The following is an 18,674-nucleotide window of genomic DNA, read 5'->3' on the forward strand; positions in this document are numbered from 1 at the left end:
CTCGTTCGTACCAACGCCTAATCCCCGTTGGCGGTACGCCGCACGCGCCTATAGCGACGAGGCGGCCTGCGCATGCGCGTTCCAGCCGTGCTGCCGCAAGGAGTCCTGGACATGCCGGATGAGGTACTCCAGGTCTGCGCAGTAGACGGACGGATTCCTGTAGTCCTGGGCTGTGCTGAAGCGATGCGGGAGATAACCACCGCCACACACCTCGACGAGCGGGCAGGCACAGCACTTCGCGGCGAGCGCGTCCCTGCCGTATTGCCGGTGCATCAGTTTCGGATGCGACAGAGCGTCGTCGAAGGAGTGTTGGAAGACGTCGAGACCGAGCCAGGAGGCGCCCTCCTCGACCGACCGCAGGGTGTCCACGGCCTCGATGGAGCCGTCGGACTCGATCACAACGCTCGTGGGCGGAGCCAGGCCGAGCGTCTCTACCGATCCGCGCACGCCGGAGCTGAGGGCCACGATGTCCTCCAGCATTCGGACGCTGTGCCGGTACTCGGGCCGGGCGAGCCAGGCGTCGTACACCCTGCTCATCCACAGCCCGTACTCGGGCACGCTCGGGTTCGTGCGGTGCGGCGGGTCGTCGTGGGTCGCGTGCGGAAGGCCGAAGTCGATCACAGGCGGCTCGAACGCCGCCAGGTAGTCGTGGACCTCAACTGGGTCGTTGGCCAGGTCCACGACGGCGAGCAGCCCCGCGAACAGGTGCGGTCGGGACCGCACGAGCTCGATGCCGCGCACGGCAGACTCGGCGCTCGACCGCCCCGTGTGGGTCAACCGGTGTCGGTCGTTGGCGCTCGTAGGCCCGTCGAGGCTGACCCCCACCGCCACCCCGTACCGCTCGAAGAGATCCAGCCAGGCACCAGACAGTAGGGTCCCGTTGGTCTGGAGTTCGAAGCGGACCGTCGTCCCGGTCGGCACACCGTCCCGGACGGCGCCCAGCAGGTCTGCCATGTGCCGGACGCCGGCCAGCAGCGGCTCCCCGCCATGAAGCACGACATGGGCAGTCGGCAGGGCGTGTGCTGCGGCGTGCTCACCGATACGCCGAGCAGCCCCCCGGACCACGTCCAGGTCCATTCGGGCGGGCAGACGCCGCGCTGTTTGGTCCTTGGAGTTGAAGACGAAGCAATAGTCGCAGTCGATGTTGCAGCGGTTGGCAACCTTGAGGATGAACGTCCGGAAAGGCGTGAGGACTTCGGGGCGCGTCATCGAGTGGGCGCGCTCACAAGGGCCAGGGCCAGATGAGCGAGGCTGCGTGGGCCCCGTCGCCGACCCGGTTCGTCGGGGCCTGCTCGGCCACCAGCCGCTGCCGTACGCGGGCGGCCACGCGGTCCAGGACGGCTGTGGCGCCCGTCACCGGCTCCACGCACGTCCGGCCGGCGGGCGTGATGGTATGTGGCTCGGTTACGAACGTGGGTGGCGGCATTCAACGCTCCTCGTGTGGTACGTGCCGGAGGCGGCACGGTAGGACGGGGTTGAAGGGACAGAGCAGCCGGAAACGTAGCATCCTCAACGACCGAGCGGACACCGGGAATTCGGCCACATGGACGGCGTCAACCAGACCACGGCACCAGCAACCGTTCGATGTCGTCCGCGGCCCCGCGCACCCCCAACCGCCGGTACACGGTCACGGCGGCTCGCAGCGAGCCCACGCCGTGGCCAGGCCCGTCGATCGTCCAGTCGCAGCGGCCGATGCCCTCCAGCGCGTGCGCTTCCTCCAGCGGGCAGCGGATGTCCCGCGCGAGCGTGAGCGCCAGGTCGAAGTGCCGACGGGCGGCCGTCGGTTCACCGGAGGTGAGCAGCAGCATCCCCCAGTGGTTCAGTACTTCTGCCTGGCCGCATCGGTCGCCCAGTGCCCGCAGGATCTCCAAACCGCGTTGGAAGGCTTCGGTCGCGCCGGCGCGCTCGCCGACAATGCCGCGCGCCACGCCCAGCTCGCTGAGCGAGGCGGCCTCACCCCCGCGGCTACCAAGCTCCCGGTAGGCGTCCAGTGCCTCCTCCAGAAGCCGGATCGCCTCCGTCGCATCTCCGGACACACGGTGCACGACGCCAAGGTGACGGACGCTGTTCGTACGACCGAACCGTTCACCGAGCTCGGAGAAGTACGTCAGAGCCTGGCTGTGCGCCGTCCGGGCTCCGTCGACGTCTCCGGTCAGCCGTCGGACGACGCCTAACTCGTTCAGCGCGTAAGCCTGGTGCACACGGTCGTCCAGCTCCAGGTAGATGTCGAACGCTTCCTGGTGATGTCGCGTGGCCAGGTCGTACGCGCCCATGAGGCAGTGCACGACGCCCAGGTCCCGCAGAGAGTTTCCTTCCCCGTACAGGTCACCGAGTTCCCGGTAGATCGCCAGAGCCTCGCTCTGCGCCTCCACCGCAGCGTCGAACCGACTCAACTGCCGGTGTGTCATGCCGAGATCCGCGAGGGCATTCGCCTGTCCGAGCCGGTACCCCAGCTCACGGTAGAGGGCGAGGGCCTCGGACTGGGCGCGGGCCGCGTCCTCGTTGTCCGCGGTCAGGTACCAAACGATGCCGAGCTGGTTCAGGGCGTCCGCCTTGCCGCGCCGTTCGTCGACCGCTTCGTACGCCGTCACGGCGTCGTTAAGGGCTTCGATCGCCTGTGGGTAGGCGGCCATGAAGCGGCGCACGACACCGAGTTCGGCGAGGGCGTCGCCGCGGGCCCGCTGGTCGCCGGTGTGGCGGGCGGCCTCGGCGGCGGTCCGGTGGAGCCCGACGGCCTGGTCCCAGGGGCCGGCCTGGCGCAGGAAGGGCGCCATGGCCGCGGCGAGCCGGACCACGAGGTCGTACAGAGCTAGACCGTTCGCCCGCCTGACGCAGGCCAGGATGTTGGCCCGCTCGGTCTCCAGCCAGTTCAGTGCATCTACCCGCGACTCCAAGGCCGGGGTCTCGACCTGCGACGCGTCATCCGGCGCTGGTGGTACTGCGGCACCGCTGCGAACGATGTGCCTGTTCGCGACGGCGAGAGCTGCCAGGTAGTAGGTGCACACACGCTGGACGGCCTGTACGTGGCCCATGCTGTCTCCCTCGGCGGCGAGGCCGCGGGCGTAGTCACGCAGGAGATCGTGCAGCCGGTAGCGGCTCCCCGGGTGCTCGTCGATCAGGTGGTCGTCGTAGAGCACTTCGAGGTGCCGGCGGGCCACCGCGACCGAGACTTCACCCAGGGCCGCCCCGACGTGGGTGTCGAGATCCGTGCCCGGGAAGAAGCCGAGTTGCCTGAAGAAGCGCTGCCGCTCCGGCGTGAGATCTCGGTAGGAGAGATCGAACGTCGCGGTGACGGCGCGTTCCCCGGCGCGCAGCTCTCCCAGTCGGTCCCGCGCCGCCACCAGTCTCCCGCGCAGGTCCTCGGCGGTCCAGGACGGATGGTGCCGCAGCCGTGCCGCGAGCAGCGAGACCCCCAGCGGCAGACATCCGCACAGTCGCACCAAATCGTCCACCACGCCCCGGTCGAGCGCCTCGGCCGGCCGTGCACTGAGCCGAACGAAGAGGTCGACAGCGTGGTCCGGCGGCAGCGCGTCCACCGACATGACAACCTCCTCGTTCGCCACCAGCCGCTTGCGGCTGGTCACCAACACCAGGCACCCGCTCCCACCGGGAAGCAGTGGCTCCAGCTGCCGATAGCTGGCCGCGTTGTCGAGAATGAGCAGCGCCTTCTTGTCCGCGAGCCTGCTCCGCCACATGGCGGCTCGGGCCTCAGTGACCGCTCCGACGTCGTCCCCGACAGGTATCTGCTGCGTCGGTACGCCGGCTGCCGAGAGAAGCGAGGCCAGCGCCTCGCTGGCCTGCACTGGGCTGCGCCCCGGCGTGTGCCCGTTGAGGTTCACGAAGAGCTGCCCGTCGGGAAACCGCTCGGATAGCAGGTGTCCGGCATGCACAGCGAAGGTGGTTTTCCCGACGCCCGGCATACCGTCGATCACATGAACTGGCAGAGGGGCGTCACGCTCCTGCGAGTCGCGCACCGCGCCCACCAGCAGCTCCAGCTCCGCAGTACGGTCCGTGAACGCAGCGGTGTCGCGCGGCAACGAGCGAAGCACATGGGCGGCTTCCGGCGGCCCCGCTCCATCTTCTCGCCGCCCCGATGACATGGGAGGCCGCGTCTCGGAGAGCCCTGCGAGCAGGGCCGTTAGCCCCGCCATCGCCACGCCCAGTGCGACGAACGAGGACCAGGGGTGGTCCTGTAACCAGCCCAGCCAACCGGGCCACCGCGACTTACCAGATACCGCGTTTGTAACTAGCCCGACCAGCAGTGTGGTCACTGCGCCAGCTCCGGCGATGACGCCGATCGCGATCCCGCGTCGGACTCTCATACGAAGGCCCTTGCAGCCGGGTGCGTGCGCGACACCGTCTCGGTGCCGTTGACGAAACACCACGAACCGCTAACCGACCTGGTCACGAAGGCTACCCCCGTCCGACGCCACAGCTTCCCTAACGGAACAGTTCCCGTGGACCTTGGTCAAGGGCGCCTCTGCGCCATGGATAGCGTCACGGGGTCGGAGCACCTCGGGTACAACGGGTTCTGCCGGGACCGGGGGCTGGCCTTTGAGGAGGGGCGGGCGCTGCGGTTCCGGACGCCGGACGAGGGGGAGACCGTCGTGGTCGACCTGGTCCGCGGGGAGCCGACGTTCCCGAACAGTGCGATCGAGGACTTCGTGATCGCCCGTGGCGACGGGTCCCCAGTCTTTCTGATCGCCAACGTCGTGGACGACCTGGATGAGGGAATCATGCAGGTCATCCGAGACGAGGAGCACCTGTCGAACACGCCGAAACAGCAGCTGCTGTGGGAGGCGCTCGGTGCCAAGCCGCCCGTGTGGGCGGATCTGCCGGTGATCGTGAACGAGAAGCGGCAGAAGCTGTCCAAGCGCCGGGACAAGGTGGCGCTGGAGGACTACCTCGCCGAGGGTTTCCTGCCCGAGGCGATGGTGAACTACCTCATGCTGCTCGGTTGGGGCCCGGGTGACGACCGGGAGATCGGGCTGTACGAGGAGCTGGAGCAGCTCTTCCGGATCGAGGACGTGAACACCGAGCCGGTCTTCTTCGATGTGAAGAAGCTGACGGCGTTCAACGGCGAGTACATCCGCGGCCTGTCACCGGAGCAGTTCGCCGCCGCCTGCGTACCCTGGCTCGTGGCCCCCTACGCGCCGTGGCGGCCGGAGGCGTTCGAGAAGGACGTCTTCGAGGCTGCGGCTTCCCCGGCCCAGACCCGGCTGGCGCTGCTTTCCGAGATCACCAGCTATGTGGACTTCCTGTTCCTCGACGAGCCGGTCGAGGACGAGGCGTCGTGGAACAAGGCGATGAAGGCAGGTGCCGGCGACATCCTGTCGGACGCCCGCGCCGAGTTGGCTGGCGTCGTGGACTGGAAGGCGGACGACCTGAAGGCCGTCCTGCTCGCCGTCGGCGACAAGCACGGGCTGAAGCTGGGCAAGGCGCAGGCGCCGATCCGGGTCGCGGTCACCGGCCGGACGATCGGACTCCCGCTGTTCGAGTCCATGGAGCTGCTCGGCCGGGAGGGACCACGTGCTGGCTTGTCTGGACGCCGCCAGCAAGAAGCTGGCCGCGCAGGCTTAGCCGCTGCTCAGGCGACCTGCGCCAGGAGGTTGCCCCAGGCGTTGCCGAAGTGGTTCAGGTCGAACCGTGCCAGGGCCTCGTACGCCGCCTTGGCCTCGGTGTGGGGGCAGCCCGCGGATGGTCGGAGGCGGATCGAGGCCACCGACAACCTACTAAACGCGCACAACAACGGCCAGGTCGTCTTCCTGGACGGCCTCGGGGGATCACAGTTTGAACAGGACCCCGCGCCATGTCCATCCCGCGCCGAGGACCGCCTCTTGCAGGGGTGTCTTCAGCTCCGCGGAATCGAAGAGGAACTCTTCCGTCTTCTGCAGGCGGCCGTCGGCCCCCCGCTCGACCGTCCAGCGCCGGGAGACCGTCTTCACCTGCCCGCGGGACTGCTCTGCCGGCAGCGCCAACCTGGGCGTACTTCCGATCCAGGTGACTTCCCACTCGCGGTCGAGAGCGCGGACTTCGCGGCTCTCCGGGACCAAGCGCATCCTGATCTGAAGGGTCCGGCTCACCTGGGTCCGAGCGAAGAAGGTGTGCCAGGCCGGATCCCGGATACACCATTCCGCAACCAGATCGGCCCCCTCAGCGGCACCATCGCGCACGACATAAGGTGTGTCCGGCCCGCTGACTTCGAGCAACGCCGTCCGGACCTCCTCGACGGATCGCGGCGCGACGCCGCCTTTCGGGTGCTTGGTACCGGTGAATAGGTCGAAAAAGCCCATCAGATCAACCACCTGCGAGGGCCTGGCAACGCCTCATGATCGGGACATCATCCTCACGTCGGTACAGCCGCGCTGCTTTGCCTCGTGCTCGGCGAATGTCTTCAATGCGGATTTGGCGAACGACGTCGAGTAATGGCGGACGGGGTAGCTGTCGGTGGCCCGGTCGTAGAGGTGGTAGAGCGCAAATACCGCCTCCTGATCCGACTGAGGGCACTTGGCGGTGGCCAAGGCGTAGTCGTCACGGCGGTTGGCCAAATTGACCGACTCAAAGTCCTTGGCGACGACACCGTAGTACGCGTACAGCCCGTAACCTGGCTTCCCTGCGGGCGTGAACAGGTAGCAGTTGACATACGGCGTGTGTGCGTCCGCGGGGTACTCGACGAAGTCGGGCGTCCCGGCGTCGGACGCCTGGCCGGCGAGTCCTCGCAGCGCGACGCAGGAGCCCTGGGCCTTTGCAAGTTGCTGAGGGGCTGTCTTCCCGTTCGGGGACGGGAGCGAGACGTGGGTCAGCTGCCTGCCGCCCTGCGCCTGGCACCCGTACTTGGCAGCCGCCTTCTGTGCGGTTTCCGTCGTCACTCTGCCCAGCCCGGTGAGCACGGGTTCCGTCGTCTTGGCATCGTCCGGCCACTGGATGAGGTCGCCGTATGCCACGAGAGCCCGGTTCTTGTTGTTCTGGCAGTCAAGGGCGACCACGACTTGCGCTGACCCGTCGTACCGGATGTAGCCCGGCCAGCCGTTGCCGAGCGGCGCCGCCTGCCCCTGGAGTCCGTTGGCGTTCCTGCTGAACGGCGCGAGGGCCTCGGATGTGGCCGACTGATCGCTCCAGCGGAGCATGAGCTGGAGAGCGCCGCCATGCCGACCTGTGTCGGGCCTGTTGATCAGGCAGGCCGCCAGGTATTCCGAGTCGTCGGTGGCTCTGGCACGCACATGCGAGGAATTCAGCGCGTCGCCGAGGCCGCCCTGAGCCAGGGTGCCGTCGCATGCCGAGTCTAGGGACCGTTGATCCCGCCAGGACGCGTAGACGCCGGTGCTGTAGAGCGTCTGCGCCACGATGTACAGCGTCAGCAGGATGCCGCCCACGGACCAGCCGACCAGGCGCTGCCTGCGGCTTGCAAAGATCTTCATCGTGCTCTTTTCGTTCGGGCGGTGTCACCCTTCGGCGTCACCGGTCGGCTCGGAGAACGTCGAGCGCCCGGTCACGGCCGTAGTTGTAGTCCTGCTGACCGACGTGGACATATTGCTTCGTCCAGTCGCTGTTGATGTCATTGCCGCGGCTTTGGCCCCACATCCTGACCATGTTCTCCACGTCGTGCTGTCCGGCTGCGTAGAGCTTGACGTTGTCTTGCGTGGCCTTGAGGTTCGCTTCGGCAATGTGCTCCTTGTTCGATTCGTACGTGTACAGGTCGAGAGCCCTCGAAGCCACATCCCCGGCCGGGCCGAGGAATTCGGCCTTCTTTGGCTTGAACATCAGTGCGGTACTGAGCGAGCTGCTGAGGCCGTGGTTGAAGTCGGCGGCCCACTGCGTCTTGTTGAAGCGTTCACCGAAGATGATGTCGGCGCGGACCCCGTCATACGCGCCCATGGCCCGCGAACAGTCGGTGATGCGATTACTGATCACCGTCTTGTCGGCGTCCTGCGGAAGTGCGGCCAATAGGTCATGAGCGTGGTGTTGCTCTGCGGCGTAGACGTGTCCGAATGCCGTGGGATCATTGGCTATTCCGCGCATGAGCTTGGTAAGGGAGTCCCGCGCAACAGTGATGTGTGCTCCGTTCTTGTCGCTCCAGGCTGATCCTGTGTTGCCCGGAGGGAGCTCAAAACGGGAATCCGACTGCGCGTTGATCTCATGGGTGTCCGGCGTGTATGCCGTCAGGATGTGCGCCAGCGGAAGGGTAAGGTTCGTCGGCAGTTTCTTTGCCTGGTTCACCGAGTTCAGTGTGTCGATGGTGTGTTGCAGGATGCGGGCCTGCGGCTCGGTGTGCTGACCGACCGGATGATAGCCGCCCGGCGCCTGGCCGGTGGTCGCGGCCTCCAAGGCATCGCCGAAGCCTTTGCGGGCGTCACTGTCCTCCACGTCGGGTCCCACGTAGTCGGTCTTGGCGCCCTCGTGCGTGGTGTGGATGATGTTCCAGTCCCGGTGGCCGAGGAGGTAGTCCAGGCGTTCCTTGCCGGCGGCGGTGCCGGGGTCGAGATAGCCGGTCGCCCCTTCCGGATTGCGTGACATGACCTCAAGGGCGCCGTCGACGGGGTCGTTCGCGAACCATCCGTCGCCGTCCTTGTTGCTGAACTTGCCGTAGAGATCCCAGATCTTGGGGTCCTTCTTCTCCGTGGCGATCATGTCGTCAGCGACGTCCGCGACAAACTGGGGCGAGTAGCCGTGCCCCTGCTGCATGAGCGTGGCGAGGCTCTGGTAGCCGCGGATCTTCTGGCCGGCTCCGTACCCGACGTCTGTCTTCTTTCCGGCTGCTTCGAGGGCATATTTGTCGTCGCCGTGTTCACGTAGCGCCGCACGCCACTTGTTGTAGAACCGGGCGTCATCGGTCTTCGTCCAGGCCTGGAACGCCTCGTTGTATGCGGCGGTCCCGAAGCGGAGGTGTCTGCCCTCGGAGTCCTTGAAGTCCGGCACCCGTGTGGCGACTGCCAGGGAGTCCGCAAGGCCGCCATTGATTTCGAGGTAGGTGCTCCTGTTCTTGGTGTCGTCGAAGTACGCCAGGTCTTCTAGCTTGTTCGTGAACTTGAGCGTTGCGTCCGGCCCCAGCCCGTCCAGGAAGGTCTGGCTGAATGTCTTGTCGCCCTTGTTGTCCCGGAAAGTGCGGCGCAGTTCGGCGAGGTCGGCGGCGGAAACCTTCTCGCCCTTGGCGACCCGTCGAGCGATGTCGTCCGCTTCCTGGGCCTCGTACTTGTCGATGTCGCCCTGGGCCTTGCCGTTGAAGCCGGGGACCGTGCTGTCGCCCATGTCGGGGCCTTTCACGACGGCGGTGAAAGCGACCTCGACGCCCTTGTCGGCGTCGTTCACGTCCTTCACGCACTGGTCGATGCGGGCCTGCCAGGAGGCGACGGACTTTCGGACGCTTTCCTGGGAGTCGGGATCGTGGGCCAGCTCCTGCTTCTCTCCCTGGCTGAGCTTCCCCGTGTCGTACGAGACCACGCCCTGGTCCGACACCTTCATGCCGGCCGCGATGGCATCGTCCCGCGCCGACTCCAGCTTCTTGCGCAGGTCCACGAACTGGGTGTGCGTTTCACGGAGGAGCGAGGCGATCGCCTTGGCCTCGGTCTGGGCGCTTTGGAACTCCGTGAGCCTGACGCCGAAGCACGCGTTGGCGGCCTGCCGGCTCTCACCTGCGAACGTCGGGAGCAGGGTGATGCCGTGGACGTCCCGCCGGTATGCGGTCTCCAGCTTGTTGAAGTCCTTTGCCATGCCGTCCCAGCGTTCGGCGGCCGTGGTCAGCGTGGACAGGTCGGTCGTCAGGATCTCGTGGAAGGTCGGCATGGGTCCCCGTTGGAGGCAGTGAGTTCGGTGGTGTGCGAGACAACTCGGCTGTCTGTCAGTGCTTCGGCGGCGGTGAGTACGTGTCGAACACGGATACCTTGCGCGCCGTACCAGCCACTCCAGCGTCCGTACCGGTCAACACGATGTTGTTGTTCCGGAGGGCCGACTCATCCCCCGCCAGCCGGGCCAGAAAGTCCTGGACCTGTTCGCCCCAGATCTTGTGCGCCTTACTCACGGCGCTGGACGTGAGCCAGCCATGTCCGTCCTTCGCATCGAACGCCTTCACCACAGCGCCCGTCTCGTCGTCCGCCTGCTGCCCGGCCTTTTTGGTATCCGGTTCGATGTACTTGCGCAGAGTGTCCGCTGCGGCCTTCTTCTCATCCTGAGAGTGCGCGAGGTCGGGCCCGCCACCGCCCGGAATGTCCTGCAGGTGATTGAGCCGCATACCCACCGGGTGCGTGGCATGACCATGTGCTATGTGCCGATCTCCTGCCGACTCGGACATAAACCCTCTCCCCGTTACACCTCGGTTGGCGTGCGCCTGCCAGGCTAGCAACCGCACTCGTGCTTCTCAGTGGCGACGCTTCCTTGTGGCAACAGCCGCAACAGCTCCGCCGATGAGTACCGCAGCTGCGATACCCAATGCGACCCACAGAGTGTCGCTTGCGCCCTTGTCGGAGGAAGCTTCGGCCGCCGCTTTGCCATCCTTCGCCTGTGGGGCGGAGTCCTTGGAACCGGCAGTGCCGGGAGAGGGCGACGCGGAGGATGCGGCTGAGAAGTCCGGCAGCGGGTAGGCGTCGGCCGGCCCGGGATCACCGGGGTTCTGCAGGGCGATGCGCGGCCGCACAATGCCGTAGCCGATGGAGTCGTTGCGCTTGGCGCCGTCCGTGGGGGCGCCGGCGGTGTTGAGCATGACGCGGAGGACCTGGTTGTTGGTCCAGTTCGGGTGCTTGGACCAGATGAGGGCGGCGCTGGCGGAGGCGAGGGCAGTGGCGTCGCTGGTGCCGTGTGAGCGGCAGAGGTCCTTGCCGTTCGGGCAGGCGTGGTACATCTCGTCGCCGGGGGCGGCCATGTCGATCTGTGGGCCGTACTGGGATTCCTTTGTCTTGCTGAGGTCACGGCCTACGGCGCCCACCGCCACCACCCCGGGAGTGCCTGCGGGGTATTCGACTTCCGAGGTGCCGTCATTACCGGATCCGGCGAAGATAAGTGCTCCCTTGTTCAGGGCGTACTTCACAGCAGCAGTGAGTTCGTCAGAGCCTTTGTACGCCCTCATGGAGATGTTGATGACCTGGGCGCCGGAGTCGACGGCGTACCGGATTCCCCGGCTCACTACTTTGCTGAACTCATCGGTGTACCTGTCGGAGTCCAAGCCTCGGTCCGGTACGCGGATCGGAAGGATCTTGGCGCCCGGTGCGAGACCGAAGGTGCCATTACCGCCGTTCGCCTTGCCGGTGCCCGCGATGAGGAGGCCCATCGTGGTCCCGTGACCGTCGTAGCTCGTGTGTTCGTCCCCGGGCGACTGCGGTGCCTCGTTCAGTCCGGGCAGCACCTGTCCCTTGAGATCAGGCAGGTTGCCGTCAACGCCGGTATCGATGACCGCGACTGTGATGCCCTTGCCTGTGCTCGTCCGCCACATCTGGTCGGCCTTCATGGCCGTGAGGTACCACTGCTGTTCGCGGATGGTCTCCGCCTGGGCGGGTGCCGCGGTCATGCCCACCAGCAGCAAACCCACGGCTCCGGAGACAACGCTCCCAAGACGGCCGTTCCTCAACCTGTCGGCAGGCATCCGCTTCCTCTTGCTTCTGGTGGTTCTCGTGATTCGGGCTACTGTGACTGGAGGCGTCAGTCGGCGGCGGGGGGCGCTGATCGGGGGTCTTCCGGACGCCCGTTCTTCCGCCGTTCGGCCCTCTTGCGGGGCGGTTCGCTCTTCTCGCCGTTCCGGCGCGAGGTTGGCGGCCTGGAGCCGTTCGCCGACGCGGCAGGGGTCTCCGTGCCTCCCGATTGGTTCGTGGTGCGGCTGAACGGCCGGCCGGTCGAACGCGCCCGCTGCTGTGGGCGGCCTCCCACGATGCCCTTCTCGGCAGGCGGGAACCCACCTCGCCGCTCGGCCGATACTGGCCCCTGGGCGGGGTTCGCCCCTCTGGGAGCAGCGCCCATAGTCCGACCGGCGGACCCACGCCCGGTCGTGCCAGATACGGGCGTCTCGCCGCCCACGACGGTACCCCGCGGCAACCTGCCGGCCGGCTGCCCCGTGGTGGGTGCGGTCGGGCGACCGCCGATGATGCCCTTGCTGACGGGCGCACGTCCGGGTGCCTCACCGGCGACTGCTCGCCCGGGCATCGCAGTCGTACGGCCTCCCGTCACCGGTTGCGCCTGGCCCACGGGGCCTCGGGGCGTGGTCGTGCCGCCAGTGGCTGGTCCACGTGTCGGCGTTGGTTCCGAGATCTCCTGTCGTGGCATGGGCATCGGACGGCCGCCCGTCACCGTACGCCCCGTGCCCCCAGGGCTCAATGGCGGGCCGAAACCGCGGCCTGAGGGCAGCGGAAGAGGCCCTACAGGCGGCGGCGTTCCGCCTCCAGCCCGGCCCCCTGTCGGCACGTCGACCGGGCCCGGAGCCGTCGGTGTGGTCGGTGCCGGTGGCGAAGCCACCGTTTCGTCGATTTTCGTTCCTACGTGGGCTGGGGCCTCAGGCAACGGCTGGTGGACCGTCTCACGGCCGGTACCGTCCCGCGTATCGGAAGCACTGGCTGCGACAGCTCTGACCTCATGGACTTCGGGCACCGTCTGGTGCCTTCCTCCCACTCCGGTCGGCGCGGGAGCTGCGCCTCCAGATGAGGACGTCCCAGCTCCGCTTCCCCCGCTCGCGACGATTTCGTTTTCATCGACTGTCCGTGCCTTCGGCTGAAGCGCCTTCGGCGGCGGTGGAAACTTGGGCCTCTCCAGCGCATCCATCTGCGTGGCCGAATGCGAGTACGCCTGGGCCAGCTTCCGCATCTCCGCCGCGGCCTGCAGACGCACCCTCTCCTTATGCGCCGCCAATGCCTGCAACTCGGCCCTGGACTTGGCGCTGACGGTGGCAGCGTCGGGGTCGTTGTGCGCGGCCGTTGCCGCGTCCAGATTCGTCTGTGGGCCTTGGGTGTCGCGTGGGATCGACACCTGCGCGGTCCCGATCGCCGCGGATGCCTCTCGCAGCCACTTCGCCGCGCCGTCGCTGAAGTCGCCAAGCCGGAGGCTGGAGTTGGCGAGGTCACCCGCCCAAGTACGGAAAGCGTCAGCGCCCGCGCCCTTCCACTCCACCCACTGCGGGCGGACCTTGAGTTCCTCGGCGATCTTGTGGATCTCTTCGGCTGCCGCGGTCAGCCGGTCGGCAGCGGACTGCACCGTGCCGGCGTTCGCCTGGTCCAGCCAGGCGAGCATCTGCTCGTGGCTCATGTCCTCGAAAGGGGTGCCCTCACCGCGCCGCATCAGATGGTGCCTCCCGCGTCACTGCCGCCGCTTGTCTGCGTCGGCGGCTGACTTCCCTTGGTCTCGCTGCCACCGCCTTGGCCACTCGTGTGCGTCTTCTGCGGGGCAGAGGGGTCGTAGCTCCCGCCGTAATGCTTCGTCGTCTCCGTGCTGATCGCGGCCATGCGGTCGCGGATGCCCAGGTCGATGTTCTGGTAGCCCTTGTGCGAGGCCAGCACCGCGATGCCCATGCCCTCCATCGAATCGGACAGCAGCTTCGACAGGGTCTCCAGATCGCTGATGACGGCCTCGTACATAGTGAACAGGCCGCCGGCCTCCGCCCACTCCACGCCCCCGCCGCCGAACTGGTGGCGCACGAGCTGCTCCTGCCCGACCTTGCCCGGCCCGGCCGCGGAGCCCTTCAGATCGCGGATCAGGTCATCGACCCGCTTCTGGAACTTCGTGAACGACGACAGTTCAGTGGCCAGGTCGGCGACAGCGTCCTGCATCCCGTCGAACATGCGGGACACCCACGATGCCGGTTGCCCACCCGCCCCCGTGTCGCTCGGCAGCACAACGTCCTCCCCCTGTGGTCAAAAGGCCAAGGCCTCAGCAATAACTCTAGCTACGACCAGTGACACTCCTGGCTCGTCCTGTATCAAAGGCGATCGAAATCGGTCAGTGGTGGCTCGGAATCAGGCTCAATGGCGGCGCGTGTCGGTGGCCGCGCCGGGGCAAACCGAGCTTCCGCCTCGATGCCTATTACGGCCCCTACACCAACGCCCCGCGCCACAACTCCAGCGCGATCCGTACGACTACGTCGGCGCCAACGGCACCAATGATGGCAAGTCTTGGACGACCGCCCCATGCCCCACGGGCACGGCGCTGTACACACTCGAACCGCTCGCGACAACTCCGTGACAGACCTGCTCATCACTGACACTGTCGGTAGCCGCCACAGCCGGAGCCCTCACCACACGGTACGGGCGCCTGGTCCTGTCATCCCTACGCGGCGGGGATGGCGAGGCTTAGGAACTCCGCTGTGGACGATCACGGAATTACGTGATCGTCGACAGTCGTCCAGCACCCGGCACCTCAGCAAGACTCCGGTGTACATCTGTGACCGCGTCCGGCCGCGGCTGCCAGGCTCCGCAGAGATCGGCGGGCCGTACCTACAGGCTGCTCCCGGTGACGAGCTTCAACAGACCCTCGGTGTCTGTCAGGTCGGGAATCACAGCGTGGGCACCTGCCGCGCGCAGTTCCTCAGCGGAGCTGCGGCCCGTCGCAACGGCGAGGACGCGGACACCGGTGGCCAGACCGCCCTGGACATCGGCGGGGGTGTCCCCGATCAGAACGGTCTCCTGGAGCACGGCGGATGAGCGGACGAGCGCCAATTCCACGAGCCTGGGTCGCAGGTCTGCGTCCTCGCCGTAGGCGCCCCCGTCCCACTGGATGTGGGTGTCCAAGCCAAAGACGCTGAGCTTGATCTCGGCGACGGCACGCACGTTGCCGCTGACCACGGTCTGCCGCACCCCGGCAGCGTCGAGGGCGTCGAGGGCGGCTGCGGCACCGGGCAGGGCGTTCCCCTGCTCGCGCAGTTCGCCGGCGCGCCGGATGTGCTGCGCTGTGAGTGCCGCAGCGAAACGCTCGAAGTCGGCTCGGTCGGTGGTGAGGCCGTGGAGCTGGGCGGTCTCCCGGAAGATCACGGCTTCGGTGATGCCGTCGATCTTTGCTTGCCGGCGCATCGCCTCACCGGTCACTTCCTCGAACGCTGCGGCGGACAGCCTGCGCCCGACTCCGCGCGTGTCGATGAGTGTGTGGTCGATGTCCCACAAGACGAGCTGTGGCATGCGGCGGGCCCTTCCGAACGGAACGTCCAAGCAGATGCGCTGAGTCCCCCAATCGTTGCGGACGGTATCCGCGACGCGGAAGACAGCCCTACCCTGACGGATGACGGGAGGGCTGATGATCGATTCACCGAAGCTGCCCATCGGGCGACAGGTCAGGTACTACAGGCGTAAGAACGGTAACCGCTCACAGTCTGCCATCGCGGGCCTGTGCGGGATCACCGAGCGGTATCTGTCGCTGATCGAGACCGGGAAGAAGACGCCGTCGCCTGATGTGCTGGCCAGGCTCGCGCGGGAGCTGGGCGTGCCTGTGTCCGCGCTGCTGTCCGACGAGCCTCTGCCCGAGGCCGGTGTCTCCCTGAGCACGGCTCCCGAGATCGCACGTGCCCTGATGGGGTACGGGGGAGTCCGCACAGGCCCGGTCGCGACGTCGGCGGAGCTTCGGGATCGTGTCGAGGATGCATGGAGAACGTGGCAGACCAGCGAGGAGCGATTCAGCGAAGTCGAGCAGGTCCTTCCGCGACTGATCGCCGATGTCGAGGGTGCCGTCCGCATGTATCGCACCGGTAGTGACTCCGGCCTCCGCCGCGAAGTTCTGCGCATCGAAGCGGACTTGTACGGGCTGCTGAGGTCGTATTGCCGGCGCACGGGGCGCCTGGACCTTGCGCTCATGGTCGCGGATCGGGCGCGTCGTGCCGCGGAGGAAGCGGATGACCCTATCCGTCTGGCTGCTGCACACTGGAATTTCGGGCACTGCCTGCTCTCCCAGGAGGGTGGTGCCGATGAAGCGGGGGCGATCGCCGAGGCGGCGGTCGAGCAGTTGCAGAGTGTTCCGGACTGCGATGAGAAGGCGGCCATGCAGGGTGCCCTGGAACTCGTGCGTGTAGTGGCCGATGCTCAGAGCAGGCGGTGGTGGGGTGCGCGCCAGCGGCTCGTCGAGCGGGCGGCTCCGTTGGCGAAGCGAGCCGGCGACGCCAACATCCAGTGGACGGTGTTCGGGCCCACGAACATCCATCTCCATGCCCTGAGCATCGAGATGCTGGCTGGGGAGAGCGCCGAAGGCCTGCGGCTGGCCGACGAGGTCGACATCTCCCGTCTGCCAAGCAGGGAACGACAGTTCACCTTCACCCTGGAACTGGCACGCTGCTACGACCTGCGGCGCGATGACGCCGCCGTTCTCGTGCACCTGCTGGACCTGGAGAAGCTGAGTCCGCAGGACATGGTGCGCAGCAAGTTGGCCACTGACATGGTGTCGCGCCTCCTGCAGCGCGTTCGTCCGACGTACCGCCGCCAAGTCCTCGGACTCGCGGAGCGCTTGAGACTTGCCTGACCCGAACCGGGAGATCCCCCGAACTCACGGTTCGGGTTGTAGTGCTTCCCCGGACCTACCGTCTCGTCATCAGCAGCGACGAGATGGGGCGCACCGTGACGACAGAGCCTTCACGCATTCTTCACTCCCTGCCTGACCTGGCGCGGGAGGACTGGGAGGCCATTCGCGTAGGCCGGTATTACGGCCTTCAGGCTCTGGCTCGGTTGCACACTCCTGGCACTGTGGCGATCGACCCGTCCACCACACCGGGCGTGTACTTCTTCGTGCAGACCGGCTCAACAGCGAAGTGGCCGCAGACGCAGGCGATCAGCGTGACAGCGCGCTTCGATCTGCCGCCCGCCGCGCGGCAGACGCCGCCAGGAATCTACTGGCTCGTGCCGCCACGGAGCGGCACCCTCAGACTGACCGACGAAGACGCCCTGCTCATCGCACTCACCAAGGTCATCCCCGATTGGGCAGAGGCAGCATCGTGACCAGAAGCACGTCGACAAAGGTCCGCGAGGTCGTTTCGGCGGCAGCCGGTGAGCCCCCAGAAGACCCGGGCCGGAACCGTGTCGCCACGAAGGGCGAAGAATCACTTGCCATCGAGCACTGGCTGCTGGCGGCCGCTGCGTCCGACGCCGATCAGGCCCGCACTGCGTGGGAAACGGAAGGCCTAGCCCTCCTGCGGTGCGGCGCCGCATTCCACGCGATCCGCATGCCGCTGAACCTGGTGGAGAACGCCGCGGGCTGCACAGTCCCCGCCGAGGTGGACGCCTACCTGGCGGACGCACTGCTGGGGGCTCTGGTGATCCGGTGCGGGCATGAGCGGTGGCTGTACATCTTGTGCGAGCCGAGCACTGTCAAGGAGTGGAAAGCGCTGGGCATCGAGTGCCTGCGAGATGGCCGCCCGCTGAGCGTGCCTCGTCCGGACGTGATCGGGCACTCGAGTAGCACAGCCTCCTACTGGGCGGTCCGCATGTTCGCGCCAGGACTCCTGGGCAATGGCAACGCGGTGTCTCAGCTCGTCTCCTACGGCCGCTACCGCATGGCGAGCACAGTCCTGAACCCGGAGCACACATCGGGCGATGCGACATGCGTCGACCTGAACCTTGCGCGCACGGTCCGCGACGAGATCCTGCACCTGACGCGCGATTTGCCGAACAGGGTGCCGCAGCCAGCGCAACTTGAACCCGCTGTCGCCGAACTGCGGGATTACCTCGAATACCTGGTCCGCTGCGTCGAGGTGGCCATCGAGGAGGAGGGCTCCGCGAACCGGCAGTCGGTGCAGTGGCTCCTCGGCCGGCTCCGGAGGCACTTCTCGTCCGGGGCGCCGCCCACCGACCGGGAGCCTGCTGTTCGGGCCGAGGAAATGGCGTTGTTCTGCCGGACTCTCCGTGGCGTCTACGAGCGGCACCGCGGCCACGGTGAAAGGGGATCCGGTGACTGACACATTGCCCGGTCGTAAGGGGCCCATGCGGGGACGTGCTCTCGTGGCTGAGGACGGCTCGCCGGTACGGTCCACCTCTTTGCCTCGCGAGGCGGCGTCGGTGCCAGTTGCCCGGCAACTGGTCCGTGAGACCTTGGTCGACTGGGGCCTGCCGGACGTGACGGATGCGGCCGAGCTGGTTGTTTCCGAGCTGGCCTCCAACGCCGTCCGGCATGCGCGCCATGGCGCCTTCAGATTGACCATCCGGCGTCTCGCCGGCGGGAATGTACGGGTAGCCGTGACCGACAAGAGCCGGACGCTGCCGCTGCTGGCGACCGCGAGTACTGCGGACGTCACTGGCCGAGGCCTGGCACTCGTAGACGCCGTGTCGAGGCAGTGGGGGACTGACTCCCTGCCGTGGGGCAAACGGGTCTGGGCAGATGTGGAACCGGCCGACGACTCCGTACTGGCCGACGACCCTGCGCCGGCAGTTGTTGCCCACCGCGTGTGGTCTGCTTCGGCGGCGCAGATCACGTACGTGCTCATGGTGGTGGCGATGGCCGCCTGGCTCGGCGTAGTGATCGCCACCGGGCAGAGGTGAGTGCCGAAGAACGGAGCACCAGCGCGCGAGGGCGAACACTTCTCCCAAGAGCCGGCCAGCTCGATCAGATATTACGGGTCCGGATGTCCAGGGCCGAGCCAATGGCCGGACTGGATCGGAAGCCTGGCGGCTCATTCGTCGGCACCATGCGACTCGCGTCGTCGTGACGTACAGCACCGTTCTCGTGACGACCGCGCCCATGGGCGCGGGCAGAGTCCTGTTGGGACCAGCAGCCACGCCCAGCTTCGCGATCCGCCACTC

Annotated in this window: 15 protein-coding genes and 1 pseudogene; 5 read left to right on the forward strand and 11 right to left on the reverse strand. The window is 67.1% G+C overall.

What is annotated here, in order from left to right; all coding sequences use genetic code 11:
• Window positions 1-48 precede the first annotated feature (48 nt).
• The 3 genes from ABT288_RS08995 to haaT all read right to left on the reverse strand — a co-directional run bounded on the left by ABT288_RS08995 (window position 49) and on the right by haaT (window position 4,322).
• Window positions 49-1,209 carry an FxsB family cyclophane-forming radical SAM/SPASM peptide maturase gene (locus tag ABT288_RS08995; protein ID WP_351604273.1) on the reverse strand — a complete coding sequence of 387 codons (1,161 nt, stop codon included), beginning with the start codon at window positions 1,207-1,209 and terminating at the stop codon, window positions 49-51.
• Window positions 1,210-1,222: 13 nt separating this feature from the next.
• Window positions 1,223-1,426 carry a HaaA family cyclophane-containing RiPP peptide gene (gene haaA / locus ABT288_RS09000; RefSeq protein WP_351604275.1) on the reverse strand — a complete coding sequence of 68 codons (204 nt, stop codon included), beginning with the start codon at window positions 1,424-1,426 and terminating at the stop codon, window positions 1,223-1,225.
• Window positions 1,427-1,553: 127 nt separating this feature from the next.
• A complete protein-coding gene (gene haaT, locus ABT288_RS09005) occupies window positions 1,554-4,322 on the reverse strand; it encodes a cyclophane-containing RiPP biosynthesis TPR protein HaaT (protein WP_351604277.1) in 2,769 nt (922 codons plus the stop codon).
• A 177-nt stretch (window positions 4,323-4,499) separates the two neighbouring features.
• Between haaT and ABT288_RS09010 the strand changes: the two are divergent.
• A pseudogene (locus ABT288_RS09010) lies at window positions 4,500-5,580 on the forward strand (glutamate--tRNA ligase); the annotation flags it as partial.
• A gap of 7 nt (window positions 5,581-5,587) precedes the next feature.
• Here the strand turns inward: ABT288_RS09010 and ABT288_RS50165 are convergent.
• From ABT288_RS50165 to ABT288_RS09045, 8 genes are all read right to left on the reverse strand, one after another.
• A complete protein-coding gene (locus tag ABT288_RS50165) occupies window positions 5,588-5,722 on the reverse strand; it encodes a hypothetical protein (protein ID WP_502972737.1) in 135 nt (44 codons plus the stop codon).
• Window positions 5,723-5,783: 61 nt separating this feature from the next.
• Window positions 5,784-6,293: a hypothetical protein gene (locus tag ABT288_RS09015; RefSeq protein WP_351604279.1), complete on the reverse strand. Its 510-nt coding sequence runs from the start codon at window positions 6,291-6,293 to the stop codon at window positions 5,784-5,786.
• 33 nt (window positions 6,294-6,326) lie between these two features.
• On the reverse strand, window positions 6,327-7,418 hold the full coding sequence (locus tag ABT288_RS09020) for a hypothetical protein (RefSeq protein ID WP_351604281.1): 1,092 nt from the start codon (window positions 7,416-7,418) through the stop codon (window positions 6,327-6,329).
• Window positions 7,419-7,455: 37 nt separating this feature from the next.
• Window positions 7,456-9,780: a hypothetical protein gene (locus ABT288_RS09025; protein ID WP_351604283.1), complete on the reverse strand. Its 2,325-nt coding sequence runs from the start codon at window positions 9,778-9,780 to the stop codon at window positions 7,456-7,458.
• 55 nt (window positions 9,781-9,835) lie between these two features.
• The gene (locus ABT288_RS09030) at window positions 9,836-10,225 is read right to left on the reverse strand and encodes a hypothetical protein (RefSeq protein WP_351604285.1); all 390 of its coding nucleotides are present in this window, start codon (window positions 10,223-10,225) and stop codon (window positions 9,836-9,838) included.
• A 126-nt stretch (window positions 10,226-10,351) separates the two neighbouring features.
• On the reverse strand, window positions 10,352-11,515 hold the full coding sequence (mycP, locus tag ABT288_RS09035) for a type VII secretion-associated serine protease mycosin (protein WP_351604287.1): 1,164 nt from the start codon (window positions 11,513-11,515) through the stop codon (window positions 10,352-10,354).
• A 1,732-nt stretch (window positions 11,516-13,247) separates the two neighbouring features.
• Window positions 13,248-13,802, reverse strand: coding sequence for a DUF2563 family protein (locus ABT288_RS09040; protein WP_351604289.1), 555 nt, complete (start codon window positions 13,800-13,802; stop codon window positions 13,248-13,250).
• Between the two features lie 597 nt (window positions 13,803-14,399).
• Complete coding sequence (locus tag ABT288_RS09045; RefSeq protein WP_351604291.1) at window positions 14,400-15,077, reverse strand: HAD family hydrolase; 678 nt, start codon at window positions 15,075-15,077, stop codon at window positions 14,400-14,402.
• Window positions 15,078-15,192: 115 nt separating this feature from the next.
• On the opposite strand from ABT288_RS09045, the gene ABT288_RS09050 reads away from it, so the two are divergent.
• From ABT288_RS09050 to ABT288_RS09065, 4 genes are all read left to right on the forward strand, one after another.
• Entirely contained in the window at window positions 15,193-16,404 is a 1,212-nt protein-coding gene (locus tag ABT288_RS09050; protein WP_351604293.1) for a helix-turn-helix domain-containing protein, read from the forward strand.
• Between the two features lie 221 nt (window positions 16,405-16,625).
• The gene (locus tag ABT288_RS09055; RefSeq protein WP_351604295.1) at window positions 16,626-16,877 is read left to right on the forward strand and encodes a hypothetical protein; all 252 of its coding nucleotides are present in this window, start codon (window positions 16,626-16,628) and stop codon (window positions 16,875-16,877) included.
• Window positions 16,874-17,833 (forward strand): DUF6415 family natural product biosynthesis protein, encoded by a 960-nt coding sequence (locus tag ABT288_RS09060; RefSeq protein WP_351604297.1) that lies wholly within the window; start codon window positions 16,874-16,876, stop codon window positions 17,831-17,833. Before ABT288_RS09055 ends, ABT288_RS09060 begins: the two co-directional genes overlap by 4 nt.
• A gap of 43 nt (window positions 17,834-17,876) precedes the next feature.
• Window positions 17,877-18,413, forward strand: coding sequence for an ATP-binding protein (locus ABT288_RS09065; protein ID WP_351604299.1), 537 nt, complete (start codon window positions 17,877-17,879; stop codon window positions 18,411-18,413).
• The last annotated feature ends 261 nt before the right edge of the window (window positions 18,414-18,674 follow it).

Source organism: Streptomyces sp. NPDC001093 (assembly GCF_040298985.1).
GTDB lineage: Bacteria > Actinomycetota > Actinomycetes > Streptomycetales > Streptomycetaceae > Streptomyces.

Bases quoted from the DNA above. Each gene is read 5' to 3' on its own strand.
- ABT288_RS08995 (WP_351604273.1), bottom strand. From the start codon at position 1,209: ATGACGCGCCCCGAAGTCCTCACGCCTTTCCGGACGTTCATCCTCAAG.
- haaA (WP_351604275.1), bottom strand. From the start codon at position 1,426: ATGCCGCCACCCACGTTCGTAACCGAGCCACATACCATCACGCCCGCC.
- haaT (WP_351604277.1), bottom strand. From the start codon at position 4,322: ATGAGAGTCCGACGCGGGATCGCGATCGGCGTCATCGCCGGAGCTGGC.
- ABT288_RS09015 (WP_351604279.1), bottom strand. From the start codon at position 6,293: ATGGGCTTTTTCGACCTATTCACCGGTACCAAGCACCCGAAAGGCGGC.
- ABT288_RS09020 (WP_351604281.1), bottom strand. From the start codon at position 7,418: ATGAAGATCTTTGCAAGCCGCAGGCAGCGCCTGGTCGGCTGGTCCGTG.
- ABT288_RS09025 (WP_351604283.1), bottom strand. From the start codon at position 9,780: ATGCCGACCTTCCACGAGATCCTGACGACCGACCTGTCCACGCTGACC.
- ABT288_RS09030 (WP_351604285.1), bottom strand. From the start codon at position 10,225: ATGCGGCTCAATCACCTGCAGGACATTCCGGGCGGTGGCGGGCCCGAC.
- ABT288_RS09045 (WP_351604291.1), bottom strand. From the start codon at position 15,077: ATGCCACAGCTCGTCTTGTGGGACATCGACCACACACTCATCGACACG.
- ABT288_RS09050 (WP_351604293.1), top strand. From the start codon at position 15,193: ATGATCGATTCACCGAAGCTGCCCATCGGGCGACAGGTCAGGTACTAC.